The sequence below is a fragment of the Pseudomonas sp. B22(2017) genome (genome assembly GCF_002113105.1).
Taxonomy (GTDB): Bacteria; Pseudomonadota; Gammaproteobacteria; order Pseudomonadales; family Pseudomonadaceae; genus Aquipseudomonas; species Aquipseudomonas asiatica.
Map to the genome: position 1 here is coordinate 94,322 of NZ_NEJN01000016.1, position 21,614 is coordinate 115,935.

Consider the following 21,614-nt stretch of genomic DNA (forward strand, 5'->3'; position numbering starts at 1 on the left):
TGAAACTTGTGCAATCCCTGTGGGAGCTGGCTTGCCGGCGATGAGGCCACGGCAGCCAGCACAAGGCCTGAGGCCTGCGCCCCCCTGTAGGAGCGGCCTTGTGCCGCGATGGGCTACGCAGTAGCCCCAAGGATCTAGCGGGTCACCGCCAAGCGCCCGACCAACGGTAACTTGGCCGCTATCGCGAACAACGGCGCCGTCCAGCGCAGCAGCACTGCACTCCCCTTGGCCGCCAGCGGCGTATAGCAGCTCCAGCCCAACGCCAGCACCGCCATCAGCAGCCCGCCGATGTAGTCATCCTGCCCCCAGTGGGCACCGGCCACCAGACGCGGCAACATGAACAATACCGCCAGCCCCCAGACCACCAGGTACTGCACCAGGCGGCGGCTGAACACGCTCATGAACAGCGCCCAGACCAGCAGTACCGAGGCATGATCCCCCGGGAAACTCTTGCTGGAACGGTCCTTGAGCTCCCAGGCCGCCTCCAGGTTCGGATAGTAGTCGCTGAGGTGCACCACCTCGTCGAACATCATCGACGGGCTCTTGTGCTGCCAGCCGGCTGCATCCACCCACTTGGAAAACAGCGCGCGAATCACCACTAAGAGGATTAGCGTGACCAGGAAGCCGAAAAAGGCCTGGCGCACCTGGGTTGCCTTGAACACCCAGTCACCACGGATAAGCACTGCCAGAAGGATCAGGCCGACGACGATGTCGAATGGGCGCAGGCTACCGACGGTCCAGATGTAGCGCCAGGTGGTGTTGTCGGCCAGCGGCGCATTCAGGCTGTGGAACAGCCACTCGTCGAAAGTCAGGCACAAGATCTGGCCAATGGGCCATAACCAGAAACACAGTAGAGCGATAGGAAGCAGCGTACAGGCTGCCAATGGCCCCCAGGACCACCTTGCTTGGAACAGTGGTCGATTGTCCATAAAATACCTCTATTGCAAACAGGAATCGGAGCGCCTTGTGAGCGCTCTGTCACGGGGTTCTCGCATGTTTTCCGACAACCCTTGTAACCATTTTGTCATTATTTTTCAGATAGCCAAAACCTATGAGCGACTTGCCTGATACCGATTTCACCCAACGTTTCATCTTCGACGAGCGCGATGTGCGCGGCGAGTGGGTGTCTCTCGATGACAGCTACGCCGCGGTGCTGGCGCGTCATGAGTACCCGCAGCCGGTGCAGGCACTGCTGGGCGAGCTGATGGCCGCCACCGCCTTGCTGGTGGGGGCGCTGAAGTTCGACGGCCTGCTGATTCTGCAGGCGCGTTCCGCAGGGCCGATCCCGCTGTTGATGGTCGAATGTTCGGGTGACCGGGACATCCGTGGCATGGCCCGTTACGAAGCGGACCAGATCCCGGCGGATGCTACCCTGTCGCAGCTGATGCCCGACGGCCACCTGACCCTGACCATCGATCCCGTCAAGGGCCAGCGCTACCAGGGCACCGTCGACCTCGACGGCGCCACCCTGTCGGAGTGCTTCACCAACTACTTCGTCCAGTCGCAACAGCTCAACACGCGCTTCTGGCTCAACGCCGAAGGCGGCAAGGCCCGTGGTCTGCTGCTGCAGCAACTGCCGCGCGATCGCCAGCCGGACGATGAAGAGCGTGAAGAAAGCTGGCAGCACGTTGTGGCATTGGCCACCACGCTCAAGGCCGATGAGTGGGCGCTGGACAACGAAACCCTGCTGCACCGCCTGTACCACGAAGATGCCGTGCGCCTGTTCGATATCCAGCCGTTGCGCTTCAACTGCAGCTGCTCTCGCGAACGTTCCGGCAATGCGCTGGTCAGTTTGGGCGAGCACGATGCCAAGGCGCTGGTGGAAGAATGCGGCGGGCAGGTGGAGATCGATTGCCAGTTCTGCAACGAGCGCTATTTCTTCGACGCCAGCGATGTGGCGCAACTGTTTGCCGGTGGCGGCACTGACGTAGCCTCAGAAACTCGTCACTGAAACGTTTAACTACAGGACAATCTCCTGTCGAATTGCGCAAAAGCGCAGTTCTGACAGGAGGGGCCTACTTTTTTTGGGCGTTTCTGGCATAATCCGGCCACTTTTTTCGCTGTAGTAGTTTTTTCAAGACAACTACAAAACGTTTGGAGCACTCGGCCTCGGGCCGGATGGGGTATCTCATGACGCAAGCCAACAACACCGTGTACACCGACCTGAGCGTCGATGAGCTGGTAAAAGAAGCGCTGCAACGCGGTGAAGGCGTACTAGCCGATACTGGCGCACTGGTCGTGGAGACCGGTCACCGTACTGGCCGTTCGCCGGCTGACCGTTTCATCGTCGAAGAGCCTTCCACCCAGGACGCCATTGCCTGGGGCCCGATCAACCGCAAGTTCCCGGCCGACAAGTTCGATGCCCTGTGGGACCGCGTCGAGGCGTTCAACAACGCCCAGGATCACTTCGTTTCCTACGTTCACGTAGGGGCGGCCGCCGAGCACTACCTGCCGGTGAAGATGACCACCCAGACTGCCTGGCAGAACCTGTTCGGTCGTTGCCTGTTCATCAACCCGGAGCAGTACAACCCGGCTGGCCGTGGCGAGTGGCAGGTCCTCAACGTCGCCAACTTCGTGTGCGAGCCTGAGCGTGACGGCACCAACTCCGATGGTTGCGTGATCATCAACTTCGCCCAGAAGAAGGTGCTGATCGCTGGCATGCGCTACGCCGGCGAAATGAAGAAAGCCATGTTCTCGGTGCAGAACTTCCTGCTGCCGGCTGCCGACGTGCTGCCGATGCACTGCGCCGCCAACATCGGCGAAGCAGGCGATGTGACCTTGTTCTTCGGCCTGTCCGGCACCGGCAAGACCACCCTGTCGGCCGACGAAAGCCGTTACCTGATCGGTGACGACGAGCACGGCTGGGGCGAGGGCGTGGTCTTCAACATCGAAGGCGGCTGCTACGCCAAGTGCATCGACTTGTCCGAGAAGAACGAGCCGGTCATCTGGAAAGCCATCAAGCATGGCGCCGTGTTGGAAAACGTCGTCCTCGACGCCAACAAGCACGCCGACTACACCGATGTCAGCCTGACCCAGAACAGCCGTGCGGCCTACCCGCTGGAGCACGTTGCCAAGCGTTCCGCAGCGAACCTGGGCGGCGAGCCGAACGCAGTCATCTTCCTGACCTGCGACCTGACTGGTGTTCTGCCTCCGGTTTCGATCCTGAACAACGAGCAGGCTGCCTACCACTTCCTGTCCGGCTACACCGCGCTGGTCGGTTCCACCGAAATGGGTTCGGGCAGCGGCATCAAGTCGACTTTCTCCACCTGCTTCGGCGCCCCGTTCTTCCCGCGCCCGGCTGGCGAGTACGCCGAGCTGCTGATCAAGCGTATCAAGGGCTTCGACTCGAAGGTCTACCTGGTCAACACCGGCTGGACCGGCGGTGGCTACGGCGTTGGCAAGCGCTTCAGCATCCCGACCACACGTGCCGTGATCGCTGCGATCCAGAGCGGCGCGCTGATCGGTGCCGAAACCGAGCACCTGGACATCATCAACCTGGACGTGCCTAAGGCCGTTCCGGGCGTTGATACCGAGCTGCTCAACCCGCGCACCAACTGGGCTGACAAGGCTGCCTACGACGAGGCCGCCAAAGGCCTGGCCAAGCTGTTCATCGAAAACTTCAAGAAGTTCGAAGTTTCCGACGCCATCAAGGCCGCTGGCCCGCAGCTGTAAGCTGCACCCGCCCGCAACGAGAAAGCCGCCCCTTGGGGCGGCTTTTTTGTTTTCTGATTCCCGGCGAGTGCAGTCTCTTGTAGGAGCGTGACCCGCGAAGAGGCCGGCACAAGCAGCGGAAATCCGGTTTTTCTGTTTCACTGTCAGCATTCATTGCGAAGACAAGAGCCAGCCAGATGACCGAATCCCCTCAGCGCACTGCCTTCTCCCACTTCCACCCCATCCTCACTCGCCCCCAGGACAATGACCTGAATGGCCACGTCGCCGGTGCCACCGTGCATGGCTTTTTCGAAACCGCCATCCAAGCGTTCCTCGTCGAACAGGCCGAACTGGACCTGCGTGACGGCGAGCTGGCGGCCTTCGTGGTCAGTTCGGCGGCGGATTTCTACGCGCTGCCAGGGTTCCCGGATGTACTGGAAGTGGGGCTGGGGGTGACGCGCCTGGCGGGCAGCACGGTGGAGTACCGCCTGGCCCTGTTCCGCCCAGGGGAGCCGGAGGCGTGTGCGGCAGGCACGGTGGTGCAGGTGTTCATCGAACGCGCCAGTGGCCGGCCAGTGGCATTGCCAGAGACGCTGCAGGTGATCCTGTCTGGTGTAGTGCTGGAACAGCAGGCATAAAAAAGCCCCGCTGGCAGGGGCGGGGCTTTTGTTGCCGGGGCAGGGCCCTCAGGCGTTAGTCGCGCCAGTGGCGCTTGTGCTTGCGATGGCCGTAATGATGGCCGCGGTCCCAGTGGCGGCGGTCGTCGTCATAACCACGACGGTAACGGCGGCCATCGTGGTAATCGTCTCTGTCGGCCTCTTTACCAAGGTAGTTACCCAGTGCGCCACCGGCACCACCGCCGGCTGCTGCGCCAATGTAGCTACCGGTAGTGCCGCCCACGGAGCGGCCGACCACGTTACCGCCTGCTGCGCCCAGCGCGCCGCCGATTGCGGCTTCCCCACGCTGACGCTTGTCGGCACCCAGGGCACCGCCAGCCGCGCCGCCCAGGCCGGCACCAATGGCGCCGCCGGTGCTACCACCGATGGAGTTGCCCACCACGGAGCCCAGTACCCCACCCAATGCGCCGCCAATGCCGGCCTCGGTGGTGCCGCCTGCCATGGCAACGCCGCTGAGCAAGCTGAAAGACAACAACAGTATCGAGGAGTACTTCTTCATCAAGAGAGCCTCATTAGGATGACGGGGCGATTTTTGAGCCTTACAGGCGCGGCTGGCAACGGAAATCCGACGAGTAACACGAGTTGTACACAATTCTCTAACTTACTGTATTTACTGTGAAACTTTATCGTTTTTTCGCTGTCTGAGACCTTTATGACGAAGCCCTGAACCGCGTATGGAACAGGGCTTTTTTGATTTTTGCGCAGGGGCTTCCGGCCTCTTCGCGGGTAAACCCGCTCCCACAGGGATATCACCGCTCTCGGTCCTTGAGTTGCCTCTGTGGGAGCGGGTTTACCCGCGAAGAGGCCAACACCGTTCCTACAGGATGCGCCCGTCGTCCCGCGCCCGCTCCAGTTTGATGGCAATGAACTTCGACGTCGGCGTATGGCTGCCATCGCCAATGCTCTCCAGCGGCACCAGCGGGTTCACCTCCGGGTAGTACGCCGCCGCCTGCCCGGCCGGGATGTCGAAGGCCAGCAGGGTGAAGCCGTGCACACGGCGCACATGCTCATCCCCCCACAACGACACGATGTCGACCTGCTGCCCCGGCTGGAAGCCCAGGCGGATGATGTCGGCTTCGTTGGCGAACAGCACCTCGCGCTGGCCACGCACGCCACGGTAGCGGTCGTCCAGGCCGTAGATGGTGGTGTTGTACTGATCGTGCGAGCGCATTGACTGCATGATCAGGTCTGGCACCTGGCCGCTGGCCCGTACACGCTCGTCGAGCAGCGTGTCGGGCAGCAGGTTGGCCTTGAAGTTCGCGCGGCCGGTGCTGGTATTCCATTCGCGGCTGGCGGCGCTGTTGCCCAGGTAGAAACCGCCCGGCTCGCGCAGGCGCTGGTTGAAGCCGCTGAAGCCGGCGATGGTGTCGCCGATCAGCTCGCGGATACGGTCGTAGTCAGCCACCAGCCAGTGCCAGTCCACGGGCTTCTTGCCCAGGGTGGCGGCGGCGATACCGGCGATGACCGCCGGCTCCGAGCGCATCTGCGTTGACAGCGGCTTCAGCTGGCCATTGGAGGCGTGGACCATGCTGAACGAGTCCTCTACCGTTACCGCCTGTGGCCCTTCTGCCTGCAGGTCGATGTCAGTGCGCCCCAGGCACGGCAGGATCAGTGCCTGCTTGCCGTGCACCAGGTGGCTGCGGTTGAGCTTGGTGCTGATGTGCACGGTCAGCTCGCAGTTGCGCAGTGCCTGGGCGGTGCGCTCGGTGTCCGGCGTTGCCTGGGCGAAGTTGCCGCCCAGGCCGATGAATACCTTGGCCCGGCCGTCGAGCATGGCATGGATCGCCTCGACGGTGTTGTGGCCGTTGTGCCGGGGCACGGGGAAGCCGAAGCGCTGCTCGATGGCGTCCAGCAGGGCCACCGGCGGGCGCTCGTTGATGCCCATGGTGCGGTCACCCTGCACGTTGCTGTGGCCACGCACCGGGCACAGTCCTGCGCCTGGCACGCCGATATTGCCGCGCAGCATCTGCAGGTTGACGATTTCCTGGATGGTCGGCACCGAGTGGCGGTGCTGGGTAATGCCCATCGCCCAGCACATGATCACCCGCTTGCCACGGCAGTACATGCGCGCGGCCAGTTCGATGTCGGCCAGCGCCAGGCCGGACTGGGTCTGGATGTGCTCCCACGGGGTGGCATCCACTACCGCCAGGTAGTCGTCGACGCCATGGCCATGTTCGGCGATGAAGGCGTGGTCGAAGACTGCCGGTTCGCCGTTGGCCTGGGCTTCGCGTTCCCATTGCAGGACGAACTTGGCCATGCCGCGCAGCAGCGCCATGTCGCCGCCCAAGGCCGGGCGGAAGAATGCGGTGTTGGTCGGCCGGTCGCTGTTGGTCAGCATCTCCAGCGGGTTCTGCGGGTGCTGGAAGCGCTCCAGGCCACGCTCCTTGAGCGGGTTGATGCACACCACCTGGGCACCGCGCTTTACCGCATCGCGCAGCGGGTCGAGCATGCGCGGGTGGTTGGTACCGGGGTTCTGGCCCCAGACGAAAATCGCGTCGGCGTGCTCGAAGTCGTCGAAGGTGACGGTGCCCTTGCCGACCCCGACGCTTTGCCCCAGGGCCACGCCGCTGGCCTCGTGGCACATGTTCGAGCAGTCGGGGAAGTTGTTGGTGCCGTAGGCCCGCACGAACAGCTGGTACAGGTACGCTGCTTCGTTGCTGGCGCGCCCCGAAGTGTAGAACTCGGCCTGGTCAGGGCTGGCCAGCTTGTTCAACTCGCGAGCGATCAGGGTGAAGGCGGCTTCCCAGCTGATCGGCCGGTAGCGGTCGCTGGACGCGTCATAGACCATCGGCTCGGTCAGGCGCCCCTGGTACTCCAGCCAGTAGTCGCTCTGCTGCAGCAGCGAAGTGACGCTGTAGCGGGCGAAAAAGGCGGCATCGACGCGGCGCTTGGTCGCCTCCCAGTTCACTGCCTTGGCACCGTTCTCGCAGAACTTGACCATGCCGCTTTCCGGCGAGTCGCCCCAGGCACAGCCGGGGCAATCGAAGCCGCCGTTCTGGTTGGTCTTGAGCAGCGCGCGAATGTTCTTCAGCGCGTTATCGCTGCCAACCCAGGCCTTGGCCACGCTGCGCAGCGCGCCCCAGCCACCGGCGGGGCCGTGGTAGGGCTTGTAACGAGGTGGAGAGGCTGGGGCGTTGTCCGGGAGGTGTTGGTACGAGGTCACGACTGTTACGACTCCGCCGCTGGGCTGTAGACCCGCGGTGCGCTGTGCTTGGGCAGATGGATAAGGTTGAGGTTGTGCTTGCGCGCCCATTGCAGGGCAAGGCCGGTGGGCGCCGACAGGCTGACCAGGGTCTGGATACCGGCCCGCAGCACCTTCTGGATCAGCTCCAGGCTGCAGCGGCTGGTGACGATGGCCAGGCCACCCTGGCTGTCGATGTCTTGGCGCAGCAAGGCGCCGATCAGCTTGTCGAGGGCGTTGTGCCGGCCGATGTCTTCGCGGCCGAGCAGCAGTTCGCCGTGGCGGTCCATGAACAGCGCCGCATGCACCGCGCCGCAGTGTTGGCCGAGGGGCTGGAAGGCATCGATGCGCTCACGCAGGCCGACCAACCATTGCGCGGGTGGCAAAGGTGCGCCAGGCAGCTTGGCCAGCTCTGGCAGTGCCTGCTCCAGCGCTTCGACCCCGCACAGGCCGCAACCACTGGTGCCGGCCAACTGGCGGCGTTGGTTTTTCAGGTTCCAGAACGCACGGCTGGAAATCTCCAGGTCGGCGTACATTGCCGAGCCGCTGCCGGAGAGTTTCAGGTCGTAGATTTCCGTTGTGCCTTCGACTATGCCGCTGCCGACACTGAAGCCGACGGCGAAGTCTTCCAGGTCGGTGGGGCTGACCAGCATCACCGCCTGGTTCAGGCCGTTGTAGGCAATGGCCAGGGCCACTTCTTCGGCCAGGGGCGTGCTGTCGCGTCTGGCATCGTTGAGCTGGACGTAATCGTAGGTGTTGCTGGCGGCGGGCATGGTCAAGGGCGATGAGGCCGCGCAGACCGGAGGCTTGCTGTTCATCGGAGCTGACTGTTCATCGGGCTATCGGCAACTTTCAGATAGCACAAGCCTAGGCGTGCGGGCTGGCGGCGTCTAATCGCTAGGGTCTATGCCTTGATAGACCGCGTCGATTGGTCGCATGGGGCGCCAGGGGAAAAGCTGGCCTAGACTGCTGTGTCCGAGGTTTCGTCAACAAGGAGAGCGTTATGAGCTTGTTCAGTTTCGTCAAGGAAGCGGGCGAGAAGTTGATCGACCTGCTGACCCCCGGCAATGCCAATGCCGAAGAGCAACTGAAGAAACACGTGGAAAGTGTCGGCCTGGGCAACCCGAATATCACGGCCACTGTAGAGGGAGACACGATCATCCTCAAGGGTGAGGTGGCCAGCCAGGAGGAGAAGGAGAAGATCATCCTGGCGGCGGGTAACGTCGCGGGCGTTGCCAGTGTGGATGACCAGATCACCGTGACCGGACCGGTGGCCAAGGCCGCGCGGTTCGTGACGGTGGAAAAGGGTGATACGTTGAGCGCCATTTCGAAGAAGGTGTATGGCGACCCCAACAAGTACCAGAAGATCTTCGAGGCCAATAAACCGATGCTCAAGCACCCGGACAAGATCTATCCGGGGCAGGTGTTGCGTATTCCTGACTGATCTCTGCAGCCTGTACCGGCCCTATCGCCGGCAAGCCAGCTCCCACAGGATTACCACAGGCCTGAGGGCCTGCGAGGTACATGTGGGAGCTGGCTTGCCGGCGAAAGGGCCCTCACAGGCCTACCAATAATTCCCGGTAATCCTCCACCGCCGCAAACTCCTCGGTATCCCGCGGCCCTGCCTGGCTATCCGGCTGGCGCACCGCCAGCAGATGCCCCACGCCAAACCTTCGCGCACTGCGCAGAATCGCCAAGGTGTCATCGATGAACAGGCTGCGCTCCGGTTCAAAGCCGATGTCCGCCTGCAACGCGTCCCAGAACTGCGGGCTTTCCTTCGGGTAGCCGTAGTCATGCGAGCTGATCAGCCGTTCGAAGTACGGCGCCAGCTCCACCCGCTCCAGCTTCAGTGACAGCGAATCCCGGTGCGCATTGGTGATCATCACCACGCGCTTGCCCGCGTCGCGGATCGCGGCAAGGAAAGTATCGGCATCCGGGCGCAGGGCGATCAGGTCGGCGATTTCCTGTTTCAGCTCACGGATCGGCAGCCGCAATTCGCGGCTCCAGAAGTCCAGGCAATACCAGTTAAGCGTGCCGGCATTGCGTTCGAACAGCGGCTGCAGTTCCATTTCCGCCATGGCACGGCTCACCCCGTGCAGCTCGGCATAGCGCTGGGGCAGGTGGTCCAGCCAGAAGCGGTTGTCGTAATGCAGGTCGAGCAGGGTGCCATCCATGTCCAGCAGGACGGTATCGATGGCGGACCAGGGAAGAACAGGCATGGGAAACTCTCGATCAGTCGGCAAGCCACGGTATAGTAACCCGTTCACGCCAAGGAGCCGCCCCATGCGCCAGAAACCCACCGTCCTCAGCCGCGAAATCGTCGCCAGCAGCCGCCTGTTTCGCGTCGAAGCCGTGCAATTGCGCTTCAGCAATGGCAACGAGCGTACCTACGAGCGCCTGGTGGGCCGGGGTAATGGTTACGGCGCGGTGATGATCGTGGCCATGCTCGATGCCGAGCACGCGGTGCTGGTAGAGGAATACTGCGGCGGCACCGACGAATACGAGCTGTCGTTGCCCAAAGGCCTGATCGAGCCGGGCGAGGACGTGCTGGCGGCAGCCGACCGGGAGCTCAAGGAAGAGGCCGGTTTTGGCGCGCGCCAGCTGGAGCACCTGACCGAGCTGTCGCTGTCGCCGGGCTACATGAGCCAGAAGATCCAGGTGGTGCTGGCCAGCGACCTGTACGAGGAGCGCCTGGAGGGCGATGAGCCGGAGCCGATGCGGGTCGACAAGGTCAACCTGCGCGAACTCTCGGCCCTGGCCATGCACCCACAGTTCACCGAGGGGCGTGCCTTGGCGGCGTTGTATCTGGCGCGTGACCTACTGATTCAGCGGGGGCTGCTGGAAGCATGAACGACCTGCAATTGATGCACGAAGTGGTCAAGCTGGCCCTTGCGGCGGGCGAAGCGATCTTGCCGTTCTGGCGCGCCGATGTGGCCGTGACCAACAAGGCCGACGATTCGCCGGTCACCGCCGCCGACCTGGCGGCGCACCGGGTGATTGCCGATGGCCTGCTGGCGCTGGCGCCGCAGATCCCGGTGCTGTCTGAAGAAGATTGCAACATTCCGCTGGCCGAGCGTCAGGGTTGGAGCCGCTGGTGGCTGGTCGACCCGCTGGACGGCACCAAGGAATTCATCGCCGGCAGCGAGGAGTTCACGGTCAACATCGCCCTGGTCGAAAACGGCGAGGTGGTGTTCGGCGTGGTATCCATGCCGACCAACGGGCGCTGCTACTTCGGTGGGCGTGGGTTGGGCGCCTGGCGTGCGGAAGCGGGTGAGGCTCCGCAGCCGATCCAGGTTCGCGACGCGCCGCCGGCAGGTGGGCGTTTCACCGTGGTTGCCAGCCGTCGCCATTCCAGCCCGGAACAGGAAGCGCTGTTGGCCGGGTTGGGGGCGGCGGTGGGTGAACTGGAGCTGGCCAATATCGGCAGTTCGTTGAAATTCTGCCTGTTGGCCGAGGGCAGCGCCGATTGCTATCCCCGCCTGGCACCGACCTCGCAGTGGGATACCGCGGCGGCGCAGGGGGTGGTGGAAGGGGCTGGTGGGGAGGTAATCGGGCTGGATGGCTTGCCGTTCCGGTACCCGGCGCGGGAGTTGTTGCTCAACCCGCATTTCCTGGCGTTGCCGGCAAATGCTGCTTGGCGCGAAGCCTTCCTGAGCCTGATCTGACGGGTATCATCACACTCTGTTGGAGCTCAGGACTTCAGCTTCGCCGCCTATATCGCCGGGGCCGCTTTGCGGCCCATCGCCGGCAAGCCAGCTCCCACAAGTACTGCGCAGACCTTCAGCATGGCGCTGCACCTGTGGGAGCTGGCTTGCCGGCGATGGGCTGCGCAGCAGACCCAACAGCACTAACTGACTGGCATCAGTACTTGCCCGCGGTCAGCGGTGCAGCACGTATTGGCCGCTGAAGGTAACAGCAGGCTCGTCACTACCGGCATTGCTCACCGTGGTCTCCAGCGTCAACCGTGCCCGCCCGCGCCGCTGGTACATGGTCAGGAACCGCTCCCAGGTCTTCTCATCCGGCGGCGCACAGCGCGCCACCGCCGCCCCGGTAACCGGCAGCGGATAACTGATCTGCCCTTCCTGGATGACGATATGCCCGTCATCGATACCCGACTCGCGCAGGCGCAGGTGCAGCCAGCCCCAACCCACCAGCACCGCGGCGCAGTACAGGCTACCGCCGAACATGGTGCTCTTGTGGTTGACGTTGGCCGCCAGCGGCAATTGCAGGCGCAGGGTGTGCTGCTGCCAATCGAGCACTTCCAGGCCCATTTCGCGGGTCAGGGGGATGTCGCCGTGCAGGACGGTCTGCAGGTACTGGCTATCGGTGTTCATTAACGGTTGTCCTCTTGATCGTCATGCCCGCCGCTACCGCCATCAAAGCTCAAGCCATGCTTGCGCAGCTTGTCGTGCAGGGTTTTGCGGGGGATGCCCAGCGCCTCGGCCAGGCTGCGCATGGAGCTGTGTGGCTGGGCCAGTTCGGCAGCGATCAGCGAGCGCTCGAACTGCTCGACCTGTTCGCTGAGGTTGCCGCTCGGCATCGGTACCGAAGGCATTGCCGCCGGCGGCGCCTGACCGTCCAGAGCCAGTTCCAGGCCAAGGGCGAAACGCTCGGCGGCGTTCTGCAGCTCGCGTACGTTACCGGGCCAGTCGTGACGCAGCAGCATGGCGCGCTGGGCCGGCTGCAGGGCGTGTGGCGGCAGGCCATGGCGCTCGCTGGCGGCGTCGGCGAAGTGCTGGAAAAGCACCAGGATGTCATCGCCGCGTTCGCGCAGCGGTGGAATACGCAGCGGCGCCACGTTCAGGCGGTAATACAAATCGGCGCGGAACCGCCCTTGGTCAGCGGACTGGCGCAGGTCCTCCTTGGTCGCGGCGATGATGCGGATGTCCAGCGGGATCAGCTGGTTGCCACCCAAGCGCTCGACCACCCGTTCCTGAAGCATGCGCAGCAGTTTCACCTGCACATCCAGGCTCATGCTCTCGATTTCGTCGAGGAACAGTGTGCCGCCGTTGGCGAACTCGAACTTGCCGATGCGGCGTTTCTGCGCGCCGGTGAACGCCCCGGGCTCATGGCCGAACAGCTCGCTTTCGACCACCGACTCGGCCAGTGCGCCGGCATTGATCGCCACGAACGGCCCGTCGCGGCGGCTGGACAGGTCGTGCAGGGCGCGGGCCACCACCTCTTTGCCGGCACCGGTCTCACCCAGGATCAGCACATCGGCGCGGGTGCCGGCCAGGGCGCCGATCTGCTCGCGCAGGCGCTGCATGGACGGCGACTGGCCCACCAGGCGGGTGGCCAATTGCTGACGGTCGCTCAGGGCCAGGCGCAAGCTGCGGTTGTCCAGCACCAGGCGGCGCAGGGCCAGGGCGCGGCGCACGCTGTCCAGCAGGGCGTCGCTGGCAAAGGGTTTTTCCAGGAAGTCATAAGCCCCGGCGCGCATTGCCTGCACCGCCAGCGGCACATCACCGTGGCCGGTGATCAGCAATACCGGCAGCTCGTTGTCACGGCCGTGCAGTTGTTCCAGCAGCTGCAGGCCATCGATACCCGGCATGCGGATGTCGCTGACCACCACCCCGGGCCAGTCGGCCTCGATGCGTTCGGCCAGGCCCTGGGCGTCGGCCAGGGCGACCACCTTGAGCCCGGCCAGGTCCAGGGTCTGGCTCAGGGCCTGGCGCAAGTGCGGGTCATCATCGACCAGGATGACCTGGGCTCGGCTGTCGATCAGTGTCTCGGTGGTCATGCCGAGGGGTCCTCCGAATTGGGCAAAGTAGCGCCAGGCGCGGCCACACGCAGCTGCAGGGTCAGTAGTGCGCCACCTTCCGGGTGGTTGGCCAGCAGCAGTTCACCGCCCAGGGCACGCATCAGGCTTTCGCAGATGGCCAGGCCCAGGCCCAGGCCCTGGGTGCGGGTCTTGGTGGTGAAGAACGGCTCCTTGGCGTGCTCCAGGGCCTGGCGGCTGAAGCCGGGGCCGTTGTCGCGAATGTACAGGTAGACGCAGTCATCGCGCTGTTCGGCACTTAGCCACAGGCGGCGCGGGTTGGCTTTTTCGGTCAGGGCGTCGAGGGCATTGGCCAGCAGGTTGCCGAGCACCTGGCGCAGGCGGGTCTCGCCGGCCTGTACCCACAAGGTGGCTTCCGGCAGGTCGCGGATCAGTTCCACGGCCATTGCCCGGCGGCGCTTGGCCAGCAGCGCCAGGGCGTCGTCCAGGGCCGGCTGCAGGGCCACGCTCTCCGGGGCATGGCGGTCACGGCGGGCGAAGGCGCGCAGGTGGGCGATGATCGAGGCCATGCGCCCGGTCAGCTCGCCAATCAGCTTGAGGTTGCCGCGGGCTTCTTCGGTTCGCTGGTGGTCGAGCAGGATCTCGGCGTTTTCCGCGTAGCTGCGGATGGCGGCCAGCGGCTGGTTGAGTTCGTGACTGATGCTGGCCGACATGGTGCCGAGCACCGACAGCTTGCCGGCCTGTACCAGTTCGTCCTGGGCGCGCACGGCCTCCTGTTGGGCGTTCTCACGCTCCAGTACGGCGCTCTTGAGCCGGGTGTTCAGGCCTTCAAGGTCGGCGGTGCGCTCGGCCACGCGTTTTTCCAGTTCCTGGCGGCCGCGTGCCTCGAAGTCGATGCGGTCGATGTAGTGACGGCGCCGCTGCATCACCAGGCCAGCCAGCAGTATCAGCACCAGCAGGGTGCCAGCGCCGATGGCCATGACGGTTTGCACCGAACGGTCGACCAGCATGCGCGGAGCGAGGATGCTGACCTGCCAACCGGTTTCCTTGATGTCGCGGGTCTGGCTGATCCAGGCGTCCGGGTTGAGTACCAGCGGTTGCGGGGCTTGGGTCGGGTAGGGCTGGATGGCGATGATGGCCTGGCGCTCGGCCTCGGTCAGCGCACGGGTCGCGCGGAAGCGCCAGTCGGGCCGCGAGGTCAGGATGACCACGCCATTGTGGTCGGTCAGCAACAGCTGCTCGGGGGTGCGGCCCCACAAGGTTTCGGTGTGGTCGAGGTCGACCTTGACCACCAGTACGCCAACGATGCGTTCACGGTCTCGCACGGCGGCGGCGAAGAAGTAACCGCGCTTGGCCGATGTGGTGCCCTGGCCAAAGAAGCGCCCCAGGCGGCCGGCCATGGCTTCGTTGAAATACGGGCGGAAGGCGAAGTTGCGGCCGACGAAGCTGTCACGCTTGTCCCAGTTGGAGGCGGCCAGGGTGTTGCCGCTGACGTCCATCAGGTACATCACCTCGGCGCCGGTCTGCTGGACGATGTCCTTGAGCAGGCGGTTGGCATTGGTCACCGCTTCCAGGCGGAACGGGTCGGCCAGCACCCCGCGCAGCGCCGGCAGGTCGCCGAGTATCTGCGGCAGGGTTTCATAGCGGTGCAGGGTACCGAGCAGGTTGGCGACATACAGGTCGAGGGTCTGGCGGTTCTGCGAGGCCAGTTCTTCCTGGTAGTAACGTTCGGCCAGGTGATGCAGGGGCCACAATAACGGGACCAGGCACACGGCCAACAGGGCCAGGCTGCGCCAGCGGGGACGGCGTGGGGGCGTGGGTTTTGCAATCATCACGTAAATGCGCCAGAAAAGTCTGCCGCAATTATGCGCTAGTTAAGGTAGCAGTTCCGCCTCTGCCAGCGGCAGGCCGAGCTTGTCCTTGTCCGACAGCACCGGTGGCTGCTGCAGCCCCCAGTCGATGGCCAGCGTCGGGTCATCCCAGCGGATGCAGCGGTCGGCACCCGGGTTGTAGTAGTCGGTGGTCTTGTAGAGGAACTCGGCCGACTCGCTCATCACCGCAAAGCCGTGGGCAAAGCCTGGTGGAATCCATAACTGGCGATGATTGTCGGCCGACAGCTGCACCGCGACCCATTGGCCGAAGGTTGGCGAGCTCTTGCGCACGTCCACGGCAATATCACGGATTTCCCCCTGCACCACGCGCACCAGCTTGCCTTGGGTGTTTTCCACCTGGTAGTGCAGGCCACGCAGCACACCCTTGATGGAGCGCGAGTGGTTGTCCTGGACGAACTCGGCCTTCACGCCGGTTTGCCGGGCGAACTCGCGGGCGTTGAATGCCTCGAAGAAAAAACCACGGCTGTCACCGAAAACCTTCGGCTCGATGATCAGTACTTCAGGGATCGCGGTAGGGATGATGTTCATGGCGGTTCGCTGGCCCGTTCTGCTCATGTATTGACCCTAGCCGGTCTGGCCGTTTTTTCCGCCTCGGGCTTCAACGGCATTCACAAGGGCTGGCTATGGTAGATGTCGTGCCGTTTCGCTCCTCGGCCAAGGTTGGGGTTGTATCGATTCTTATCGATTTAATTTCCTTGATCGCTCATGATTTTCCCGATTATAGGGCTTCAAATATCGATATATATCGGTTATAAATTGACAAACGCCCCAGCACAGTCCGGCTCAGGGCCATCACAGAGGTCAATCATGAAAACCCTCAACTCCACTCCCCGTGCCGATGGTTTCCACATGCCCGCCGAGTGGGCCCCGCAAACCCAGGTGTGGATGGTCTGGCCGGAGCGCCCGGACAACTGGCGCCTGGGCGGCAAGCCGGCGCAGGCTGCCCATGTGACCCTGGCCAAGGCCATTGCCCGCTTCGAGCCGGTAACCGTCGCGGTTTCCGCTGGCCAGTACGAGAATGCCCGCCGCCAGCTCGACCAGCCGAACATTCGCGTGGTCGAGATCAGCAATGACGATGCCTGGGTGCGTGACACCGGTCCGACCTTCGTCATCAACGACCAGGGTGAAGTGCGTGGTGTGGACTGGGGCTTCAATGCCTGGGGCGGCTTCGACGGCGGCCTGTACGCACCGTGGAACCGTGACGAGGAGCTGGCGGCCAAGGTCCTGGAAATGGAGCGCTGCCAGCGCTACCACACCGAAGGCTTCGTGCTCGAGGGCGGCTCGATCCACGTGGACGGCGAAGGCACGGTGATTACTACCGAAGAATGCCTGCTCAATCGCAACCGCAACCCGCACCTGAACCGCGAGCAGATCGAAGCGGTGCTGCGCGATCATCTGGCGGTGGACACCGTGGTCTGGTTGCCGGATGGCCTGTACAACGACGAGACCGATGGCCATGTCGACAACTTCTGCTGTTACGTGCGCCCGGGCGAAGTGTTACTGGCCTGGACCGATGATTCCAACGACCCCAACTATGCACGCTGCCATGCCGCCATGGAGGTGCTGAAGAACACCCGCGATGCCAAGGGCCGCGAGTTCATCGTGCACAAAATGCCGATCCCGGGCCCGCTGTTCGCTACTGCCGAAGAGTGCGCCGGGGTCGATCAGGTGGCAGGCAGCCAGGAGCGTGACCCATCGGTGCGCCTGGCCGGCTCGTACGTGAACTTCCTGATCGTCAACGGCGGCATCATTGCGCCTAGCTTCGACGACCCGGCAGATGCCGAGGCCAGAGCGATCCTGGCGAAGATTTTCCCCGACCACGAGGTGGTGATGATCCCTGGTCGTGAGCTGCTGTTGGGCGGTGGCAACATCCACTGCCTGACACAGCAGCAGCCGGCGCCGTTCAAGCGTTGAGCGCACGGTGAATGAAGAGGCCCGTCACATGACGGGCTTTTTTGTTTCCAGGGGCCGTCCGCAGGCCTGTACTGGCATATGTTTTGTATTGTTTTTCAGACAGATAGCTCGGCCATGCTGAGCTCTCGAATCTGTAACAATCCTTACGTAGATTAGCCGCTCACGGGCCAGGGAGTACGTGTAGAAATGAATGCAGCAAGTGAGTCGGCTTTGCGCCCATCGGCAGTGAATCACCAATCGCTCAGACTTGTGGCGAAGTGGTTGAAACACCATGGAAGCATCAGGGTCAGGACGACCGACCCACGACGTCTGCTTGCCGGACGATACCCCCAAGGGCTGATCAGCGAAGCAGAAATGCAGGCGCTGATGGCGGTGTGGCACTGATCGATTGCTTCAACCTGTGCTGGCCCCTTCGCGGCTAAAGCCGCTCCCACAGGTACCCCACTGGGCTCGATGCATGTGGGGTAGCTGTGGGAGCGGCTTTAGCCGCGAAGGGGCCGGCACAGGCATTAAAGATCAGAAGCTGTAGCTGCCAGTCACCACCAGGCTGCGCGGGTCACCCACCTGGATCTGCGCCGCACTGGTCGCCGAGCTGTAGTAGGTCTTGTCGGCAATGTTGCTCAGCGCCGCCCGCACATCCCAGTCATGCGTGCGGTACCCCGCCAGTGCATCCCAGCGGCCATACCCCGGCAGCACCGTGGTGTTCTGGTTGTCCGCATAACGCTCGCCTACCAACGTCAGGCCGGTTTCGGCGTACCAGCCCAGTTCCGGTTTCCAGGTCACGAACAGGCTGCCGTTGCGCTTGGCCACGTCATTGATGCGGTTGCCTTCCTGGCCGTTGTTGTCCTTGACGATGGTCGCGTCCTGCAGGCCGATGCCACCGCGCACGTACCAGTTGCCAACGATGTTGCCGGTGGCGGTCAGCTCGATACCGCGCGAACGCTGCATGCCGCTGAGCAAGATGTTTTCCGGGACAAGCGGGTCGCGGGTGCGGCGGTTGTACAGCTCCAGCTCGTAGATGGCCAGGGTGGTGGTCAGGCGCTGGTCGAGCCAGTCGCTCTTCACGCCGATTTCCTTCTGACGGGTTTCTTCCGGCTTGGCGTCGTTACCGTTGCCTTTTGCGCCTGGGGTGATGCCGATCAGCCCGCCGCCAACCGGCGAGAAGGTCTTGCTCCACGAGGCGTAGAACGAATGGTCGCGCCACGGTGTATAGACCACACCCAAGCGTGGGCTGGTGCTGTTGCTGTCCTGTGTTTCGCGCACGCCATCCTTGTTGGTGGTCTGCACGTCGAACTGGTCGAAGCGTACACCGGCAAGAACCTGCCACTGATCGTTCAGGCGGATCTGGTCTTGCAGATAAAGGCCGCGGCTATCGACCACGGTATGGTTGTCACTAAACAACGTCATTGGGCCATTGAGCTGCTGGTTGCGGCCGGGCTTGCCCAGGCCCTGGAGTTTCTGGTCGACCGCTTTGTACAGCACCGGGTCGCGCTTCTGGTTGCCGAACTCCAGGCCCAGCAACAGCTTGTGCTCCAGGCCCAAGGTGTCGAAGTCGCCCTCGGCCTCCAGGGTGTTGAACAGGTTTCTGGTGTTCAGGTCCTGCTGCCAGCGCTGGCGGGTCAAGGTGTCGGTGCTGGCGTCGTAGCCCGTGACGTAGGTGTTGTCGAACTCACTGTCGAGCTTGAACAGGCCAAGGGTATGGCGCAACTGCCAGGTTTCGTTCAGCTGATAGTTCAGGCGCGAGCGCAGCGACTGGGCGCGGTCGTCGATATAGTCGCGCTGTGTGTCGCCATAAGTGGTGCTGCGGCCGACATCGGCCGGGCGGCCGTTGACCCCGGGGATGCCTCGGTCCGGGGTGCGGTTGTAGCGGCTGTATTCGTATTGCACCAGCCAGTTCAGGTCGGGGGTGACCTGCCAGCTGATCGACGGGGCGAACAGCTGGCGGTTGCCGTCGATGCCGTCGCGGAAGCTGTTGTTGTCCTGGTTGCCCATGTTCAGGCGCAGGCTGACGGTGTCGCTGGGGTCGGCACTGAGGTCGGCATACAGGCTGCGCAGGTCTTCGCTGCCGGCCTGCGCCTCGATGCTCGAACGGCGGCCGTGCTCCGGCGCCTTGCTCACCCGGTTGACGATACCGCCCTGGCTGCCACGGCCATAAAGCACCGCTGCCGGCCCCTTGAGCACTTCGACCCGCTCGATGTTATGCAGGTCGCGGATGTACTGGCTGTCGTCGCGAATGCCGTCCAGGTAGAAGTCGTTGCTGGCTTCGAAGCCGCGGATGCGCACGCTGTCGAAGCGGGTGTCGGCACCGCTGCTGACGTTGGGGATGCCTTCCAGCGCCTTGCCCAGGGTGTTGCTGCCGTAATCCAGCACGTTGACGGTCTTTACCGTGTCGATGGCCTGCGGCACATAGCGTACCGGCGTCGAGGTGCGGGTCGCGGTGCTTACCTCCTTGACTCGCGGGTTGTCCTCTTCGCGCTCACTGTCGGCGGTTACCGACAGTTCCGGCAGGGTGGTGGTGGCGGCACTGGCCAGGCTGGCGCCGAACAGCAGCGACAGGCCAAGCGTCAGGGGTGAAAGACGGCAGGGTACAAGCATGGGCACATCCGGATCGAGCAGGTGAAAAAGAGATGCGGATGGTAATGCTTGTTATTTGCTATTGCTTGAGTATTTGTAAAGGCTTGTCATTACATCTGTGTCAGTTTGTTACGGTCTCCACCGCGCCGCGTTTCCCTGTAGGAGCAGCCTTGTGCTGCGAAAGCCCTCGCAGGAAATTGTCCATTCGATCAAAAGGCTATTTCTCACACGAGATAAATTGTCCGCTGATAGCGCAAACCTGCATGGAAATGCACCAGGCAAGCGCGCAATTTTGGTTATATCAACCTGCATTTCACGATTTTTTGACATTTGTAATCGCACACGGCTAGGATTCGGCCAACGCCTGCTGGCCATGATCTTGGCCATGCTGCTGCCAGAGGCCGCCGTGTGATTACCGGCAGGCCTTCCAGTCTGGATCCGCATAGCGTCGAACCTACGAAGGGGCGTTGGTTCCTGGCGTCATATTGCAGAGCGTTTTTGATTAAGAAATAAGGAAAACAACATGTTGAAAACCAGGATCAGCCTGGTCGCCCTGGCGATGATCGCCGCGACCCAGGCACAGGCCAATGATCAGGCCGACAGCAAAGGCTTCATCGAGGACAGCCACGCCAACGTCCTGCTGCGTAACGCCTACATCAATCGTGACAAGAAGCACGGCACCGACGACCAGATCGAATGGGGCCAGGGCGTCATCGCCAACTTCTCCTCCGGCTTCACCCAGGGCACCGTCGGTGTCGGCGTCGATGCATTCGGCCTGTACGCCGTGCGTCTGGATGGCGGCAAGGGCCACAACGGTGGCGCCGGTGTCGACTTCTTCAAGCCTTCGGACTTCAAGGACGAGAACGGCAACGCCAACTCGCCGCACAACCTGGCCCGTGGTGGCGCTGCAGTGAAGTTCCGCATCTCCAACACCGTGCTCAAGTACGGTGACCAGATGCCGGCACTGCCAGTGCTGCAGTACGACGACGCCCGTCTGCTGCCAGAAAGCTTCACCGGTACCCTGATCACCTCCAAAGAGATCCAGGGCCTGGAACTGAACGCCGGCCGCTTCACCCAGGAAGCGCGCAAGAGCGCCGAGCGCCGTGACGGTGGTGGCCTGAAGTCGATCAACGTCCTCGGTGGTAGCTACAAGTTCACCGACAACTTCACCGCTTCGCTGTACACCGCCGACAACGAAGACGTGATGAAGAAGCACTACCTGGGCCTGAACTACGTCTTCCCGATTGCCAACGACCAGTCCCTGACCCTGGACTTCAACGGCTACAAGTCGGACATCGACAACAAGTTCGTCAAGAGCGCCAAACTCAACGGCGACTCCAACACCATCTGGAGCCTGGCAGCGACCTACGCGTTCGGTGCGCACTCGTTCACCATCGCCCACCAGCGCAGCACCGGCAGCACCGGCTACAACTACGGCTGGTACCAGAACGAGGGTGGCGTGGGTGACGGTGGTTCGACCATCTACCTGGCCAACTCGTACTGGTCCGACTTCAACGCCGAAGACGAGCGCTCCTGGCAGCTGGGCTACGGCCTGGACTTCGGTGCCTACGGCATTCCGGGCCTGACCTACAAGCTGGCCTACGTGGTGGGTGACAACATCAACACCCGCAACGTCGACAACCCGCAGGGCTTCGGTGAAGGTAAAGAGCGCGAGATCTTCAACCAGATCCGTTACGTGGTGCAGGATGGCCCGGCCAAGGACCTGTCGATCAAGCTGCGTAGCTCGTTCGTGCGGACCAACAACGCCGTGCAGCAGAACGGTTACAACGACGACGGCAACGAAGTCCGCGTATTCGTCGAGTACCCGATCAGCATCTTCTGATCCTGATCTGATGGCCTAGGGGCTGCTTTGCAGCCCATCGCGACACAAGGCCGCTCCCACACGATGGACTGCCCCCAAAAAGTTGGACAGTTTAAGCTGCCGCCTGGGTCCTGTACTCGACAGGGCTCAGGCCATTGAGCCTCAGCTTGATGCGGTCATGGTT

20 protein-coding genes are annotated in these 21,614 nt (G+C 63.1%); 9 read left to right on the plus strand and 11 right to left on the minus strand.

The features are described 5' to 3' along the window. Nucleotides 1–134 precede the first annotated feature (134 nt). Nucleotides 135–929, minus strand: a complete 795-nt coding sequence (locus CAG18_RS23870; protein ID WP_015268603.1) for a phosphatase PAP2 family protein — start codon at nt 927–929, stop codon at nt 135–137. 122 nt (nt 930–1,051) lie between these two features. Here CAG18_RS23870 and hslO point away from each other — a divergent pair, with 122 nt between their 5' ends. The 3 genes from hslO (at nt 1,052) to CAG18_RS23885 (ending at nt 4,289) form a co-directional block, all read left to right on the plus strand. Further along, on the plus strand, nt 1,052–1,951 hold the full coding sequence (gene hslO / locus CAG18_RS23875; protein WP_015268604.1) for an Hsp33 family molecular chaperone HslO: 900 nt from the start codon (nt 1,052–1,054) through the stop codon (nt 1,949–1,951). A 179-nt stretch (nt 1,952–2,130) separates the two neighbouring features. Next, a complete protein-coding gene (locus CAG18_RS23880) occupies nt 2,131–3,672 on the plus strand; it encodes a phosphoenolpyruvate carboxykinase (RefSeq protein ID WP_015268605.1) in 1,542 nt (513 codons plus the stop codon). Between the two features lie 176 nt (nt 3,673–3,848). Next, nucleotides 3,849–4,289 carry a thioesterase family protein gene (locus CAG18_RS23885; protein ID WP_015268606.1) on the plus strand — a complete coding sequence of 147 codons (441 nt, stop codon included), beginning with the start codon at nt 3,849–3,851 and terminating at the stop codon, nt 4,287–4,289. A 55-nt stretch (nt 4,290–4,344) separates the two neighbouring features. Here the strand turns inward: CAG18_RS23885 and CAG18_RS23890 are convergent, their stop codons facing one another. From CAG18_RS23890 to fdhD, 3 genes are all read right to left on the minus strand, one after another. Further along, entirely contained in the window at nt 4,345–4,827 is a 483-nt protein-coding gene (locus CAG18_RS23890) for a glycine zipper domain-containing protein (protein ID WP_015268607.1), read from the minus strand. Nucleotides 4,828–5,145: 318 nt separating this feature from the next. Next, entirely contained in the window at nt 5,146–7,491 is a 2,346-nt protein-coding gene (locus CAG18_RS23895) for an FdhF/YdeP family oxidoreductase (protein WP_015268608.1), read from the minus strand. Between the two features lie 5 nt (nt 7,492–7,496). Next, nucleotides 7,497–8,327: a formate dehydrogenase accessory sulfurtransferase FdhD gene (gene fdhD / locus CAG18_RS23900; RefSeq protein ID WP_015268609.1), complete on the minus strand. Its 831-nt coding sequence runs from the start codon at nt 8,325–8,327 to the stop codon at nt 7,497–7,499. Between the two features lie 185 nt (nt 8,328–8,512). Here fdhD and lysM point away from each other — a divergent pair, with 185 nt between their 5' ends. Then, complete coding sequence (lysM, locus tag CAG18_RS23905) at nt 8,513–8,953, plus strand: peptidoglycan-binding protein LysM (protein ID WP_054573391.1); 441 nt, start codon at nt 8,513–8,515, stop codon at nt 8,951–8,953. Between the two features lie 112 nt (nt 8,954–9,065). Here the strand turns inward: lysM and yrfG are convergent, their stop codons facing one another. Further along, the gene (yrfG, locus tag CAG18_RS23910) at nt 9,066–9,728 is read right to left on the minus strand and encodes a GMP/IMP nucleotidase (RefSeq protein ID WP_003257447.1); all 663 of its coding nucleotides are present in this window, start codon (nt 9,726–9,728) and stop codon (nt 9,066–9,068) included. Nucleotides 9,729–9,792: 64 nt separating this feature from the next. Here yrfG and nudE point away from each other — a divergent pair, with 64 nt between their 5' ends. Together nudE and cysQ are read left to right on the plus strand one after the other, a co-directional pair. Further along, nucleotides 9,793–10,359, plus strand: coding sequence for an ADP compounds hydrolase NudE (gene nudE / locus CAG18_RS23915; RefSeq protein ID WP_015268611.1), 567 nt, complete (start codon nt 9,793–9,795; stop codon nt 10,357–10,359). After that, the gene (gene cysQ, locus CAG18_RS23920) at nt 10,356–11,174 is read left to right on the plus strand and encodes a 3'(2'),5'-bisphosphate nucleotidase CysQ (protein ID WP_085721695.1); all 819 of its coding nucleotides are present in this window, start codon (nt 10,356–10,358) and stop codon (nt 11,172–11,174) included. Before nudE ends, cysQ begins: the two co-directional genes overlap by 4 nt. A gap of 213 nt (nt 11,175–11,387) precedes the next feature. Here the strand turns inward: cysQ and CAG18_RS23925 are convergent, their stop codons facing one another. From CAG18_RS23925 to rfbC, 4 genes are read right to left on the minus strand one after another with little or no spacing between them, the layout of a single operon-like run. After that, nucleotides 11,388–11,843 (minus strand): YiiD C-terminal domain-containing protein, encoded by a 456-nt coding sequence (locus CAG18_RS23925; RefSeq protein ID WP_015268613.1) that lies wholly within the window; start codon nt 11,841–11,843, stop codon nt 11,388–11,390. Next, nucleotides 11,843–13,249, minus strand: a complete 1,407-nt coding sequence (locus CAG18_RS23930; protein ID WP_015268614.1) for a sigma-54 dependent transcriptional regulator — start codon at nt 13,247–13,249, stop codon at nt 11,843–11,845. The genes CAG18_RS23925 and CAG18_RS23930 overlap by 1 nt, the downstream gene beginning before the upstream one ends. Then, nucleotides 13,246–15,060 carry an ATP-binding protein gene (locus tag CAG18_RS23935; protein ID WP_054573394.1) on the minus strand — a complete coding sequence of 605 codons (1,815 nt, stop codon included), beginning with the start codon at nt 15,058–15,060 and terminating at the stop codon, nt 13,246–13,248. Before CAG18_RS23935 ends, CAG18_RS23930 begins: the two co-directional genes overlap by 4 nt. A gap of 42 nt (nt 15,061–15,102) precedes the next feature. Continuing rightward, on the minus strand, nt 15,103–15,648 hold the full coding sequence (gene rfbC, locus CAG18_RS23940; RefSeq protein ID WP_015268616.1) for a dTDP-4-dehydrorhamnose 3,5-epimerase: 546 nt from the start codon (nt 15,646–15,648) through the stop codon (nt 15,103–15,105). Nucleotides 15,649–15,927: 279 nt separating this feature from the next. On the opposite strand from rfbC, the gene aguA reads away from it, so the two are divergent. Continuing rightward, nucleotides 15,928–17,034, plus strand: a complete 1,107-nt coding sequence (aguA, locus tag CAG18_RS23945; RefSeq protein ID WP_054573395.1) for an agmatine deiminase — start codon at nt 15,928–15,930, stop codon at nt 17,032–17,034. A gap of 186 nt (nt 17,035–17,220) precedes the next feature. Further along, nucleotides 17,221–17,418 carry a hypothetical protein gene (locus CAG18_RS27380; protein WP_080563721.1) on the plus strand — a complete coding sequence of 66 codons (198 nt, stop codon included), beginning with the start codon at nt 17,221–17,223 and terminating at the stop codon, nt 17,416–17,418. Nucleotides 17,419–17,550: 132 nt separating this feature from the next. On the opposite strand, the gene CAG18_RS23955 is transcribed toward CAG18_RS27380, so the two are convergent. Continuing rightward, nucleotides 17,551–19,629: a TonB-dependent siderophore receptor gene (locus CAG18_RS23955; protein ID WP_054573662.1), complete on the minus strand. Its 2,079-nt coding sequence runs from the start codon at nt 19,627–19,629 to the stop codon at nt 17,551–17,553. A 502-nt stretch (nt 19,630–20,131) separates the two neighbouring features. Here CAG18_RS23955 and CAG18_RS23960 point away from each other — a divergent pair. Next, the gene (locus CAG18_RS23960) at nt 20,132–21,451 is read left to right on the plus strand and encodes an OprD family porin (RefSeq protein WP_015268619.1); all 1,320 of its coding nucleotides are present in this window, start codon (nt 20,132–20,134) and stop codon (nt 21,449–21,451) included. Between the two features lie 91 nt (nt 21,452–21,542). Here the strand turns inward: CAG18_RS23960 and CAG18_RS27600 are convergent. Beyond that, the coding region (locus CAG18_RS27600) for an IS3 family transposase (RefSeq protein WP_371807316.1) at nt 21,543–21,614 on the minus strand (72 nt) is incomplete at its 5' end.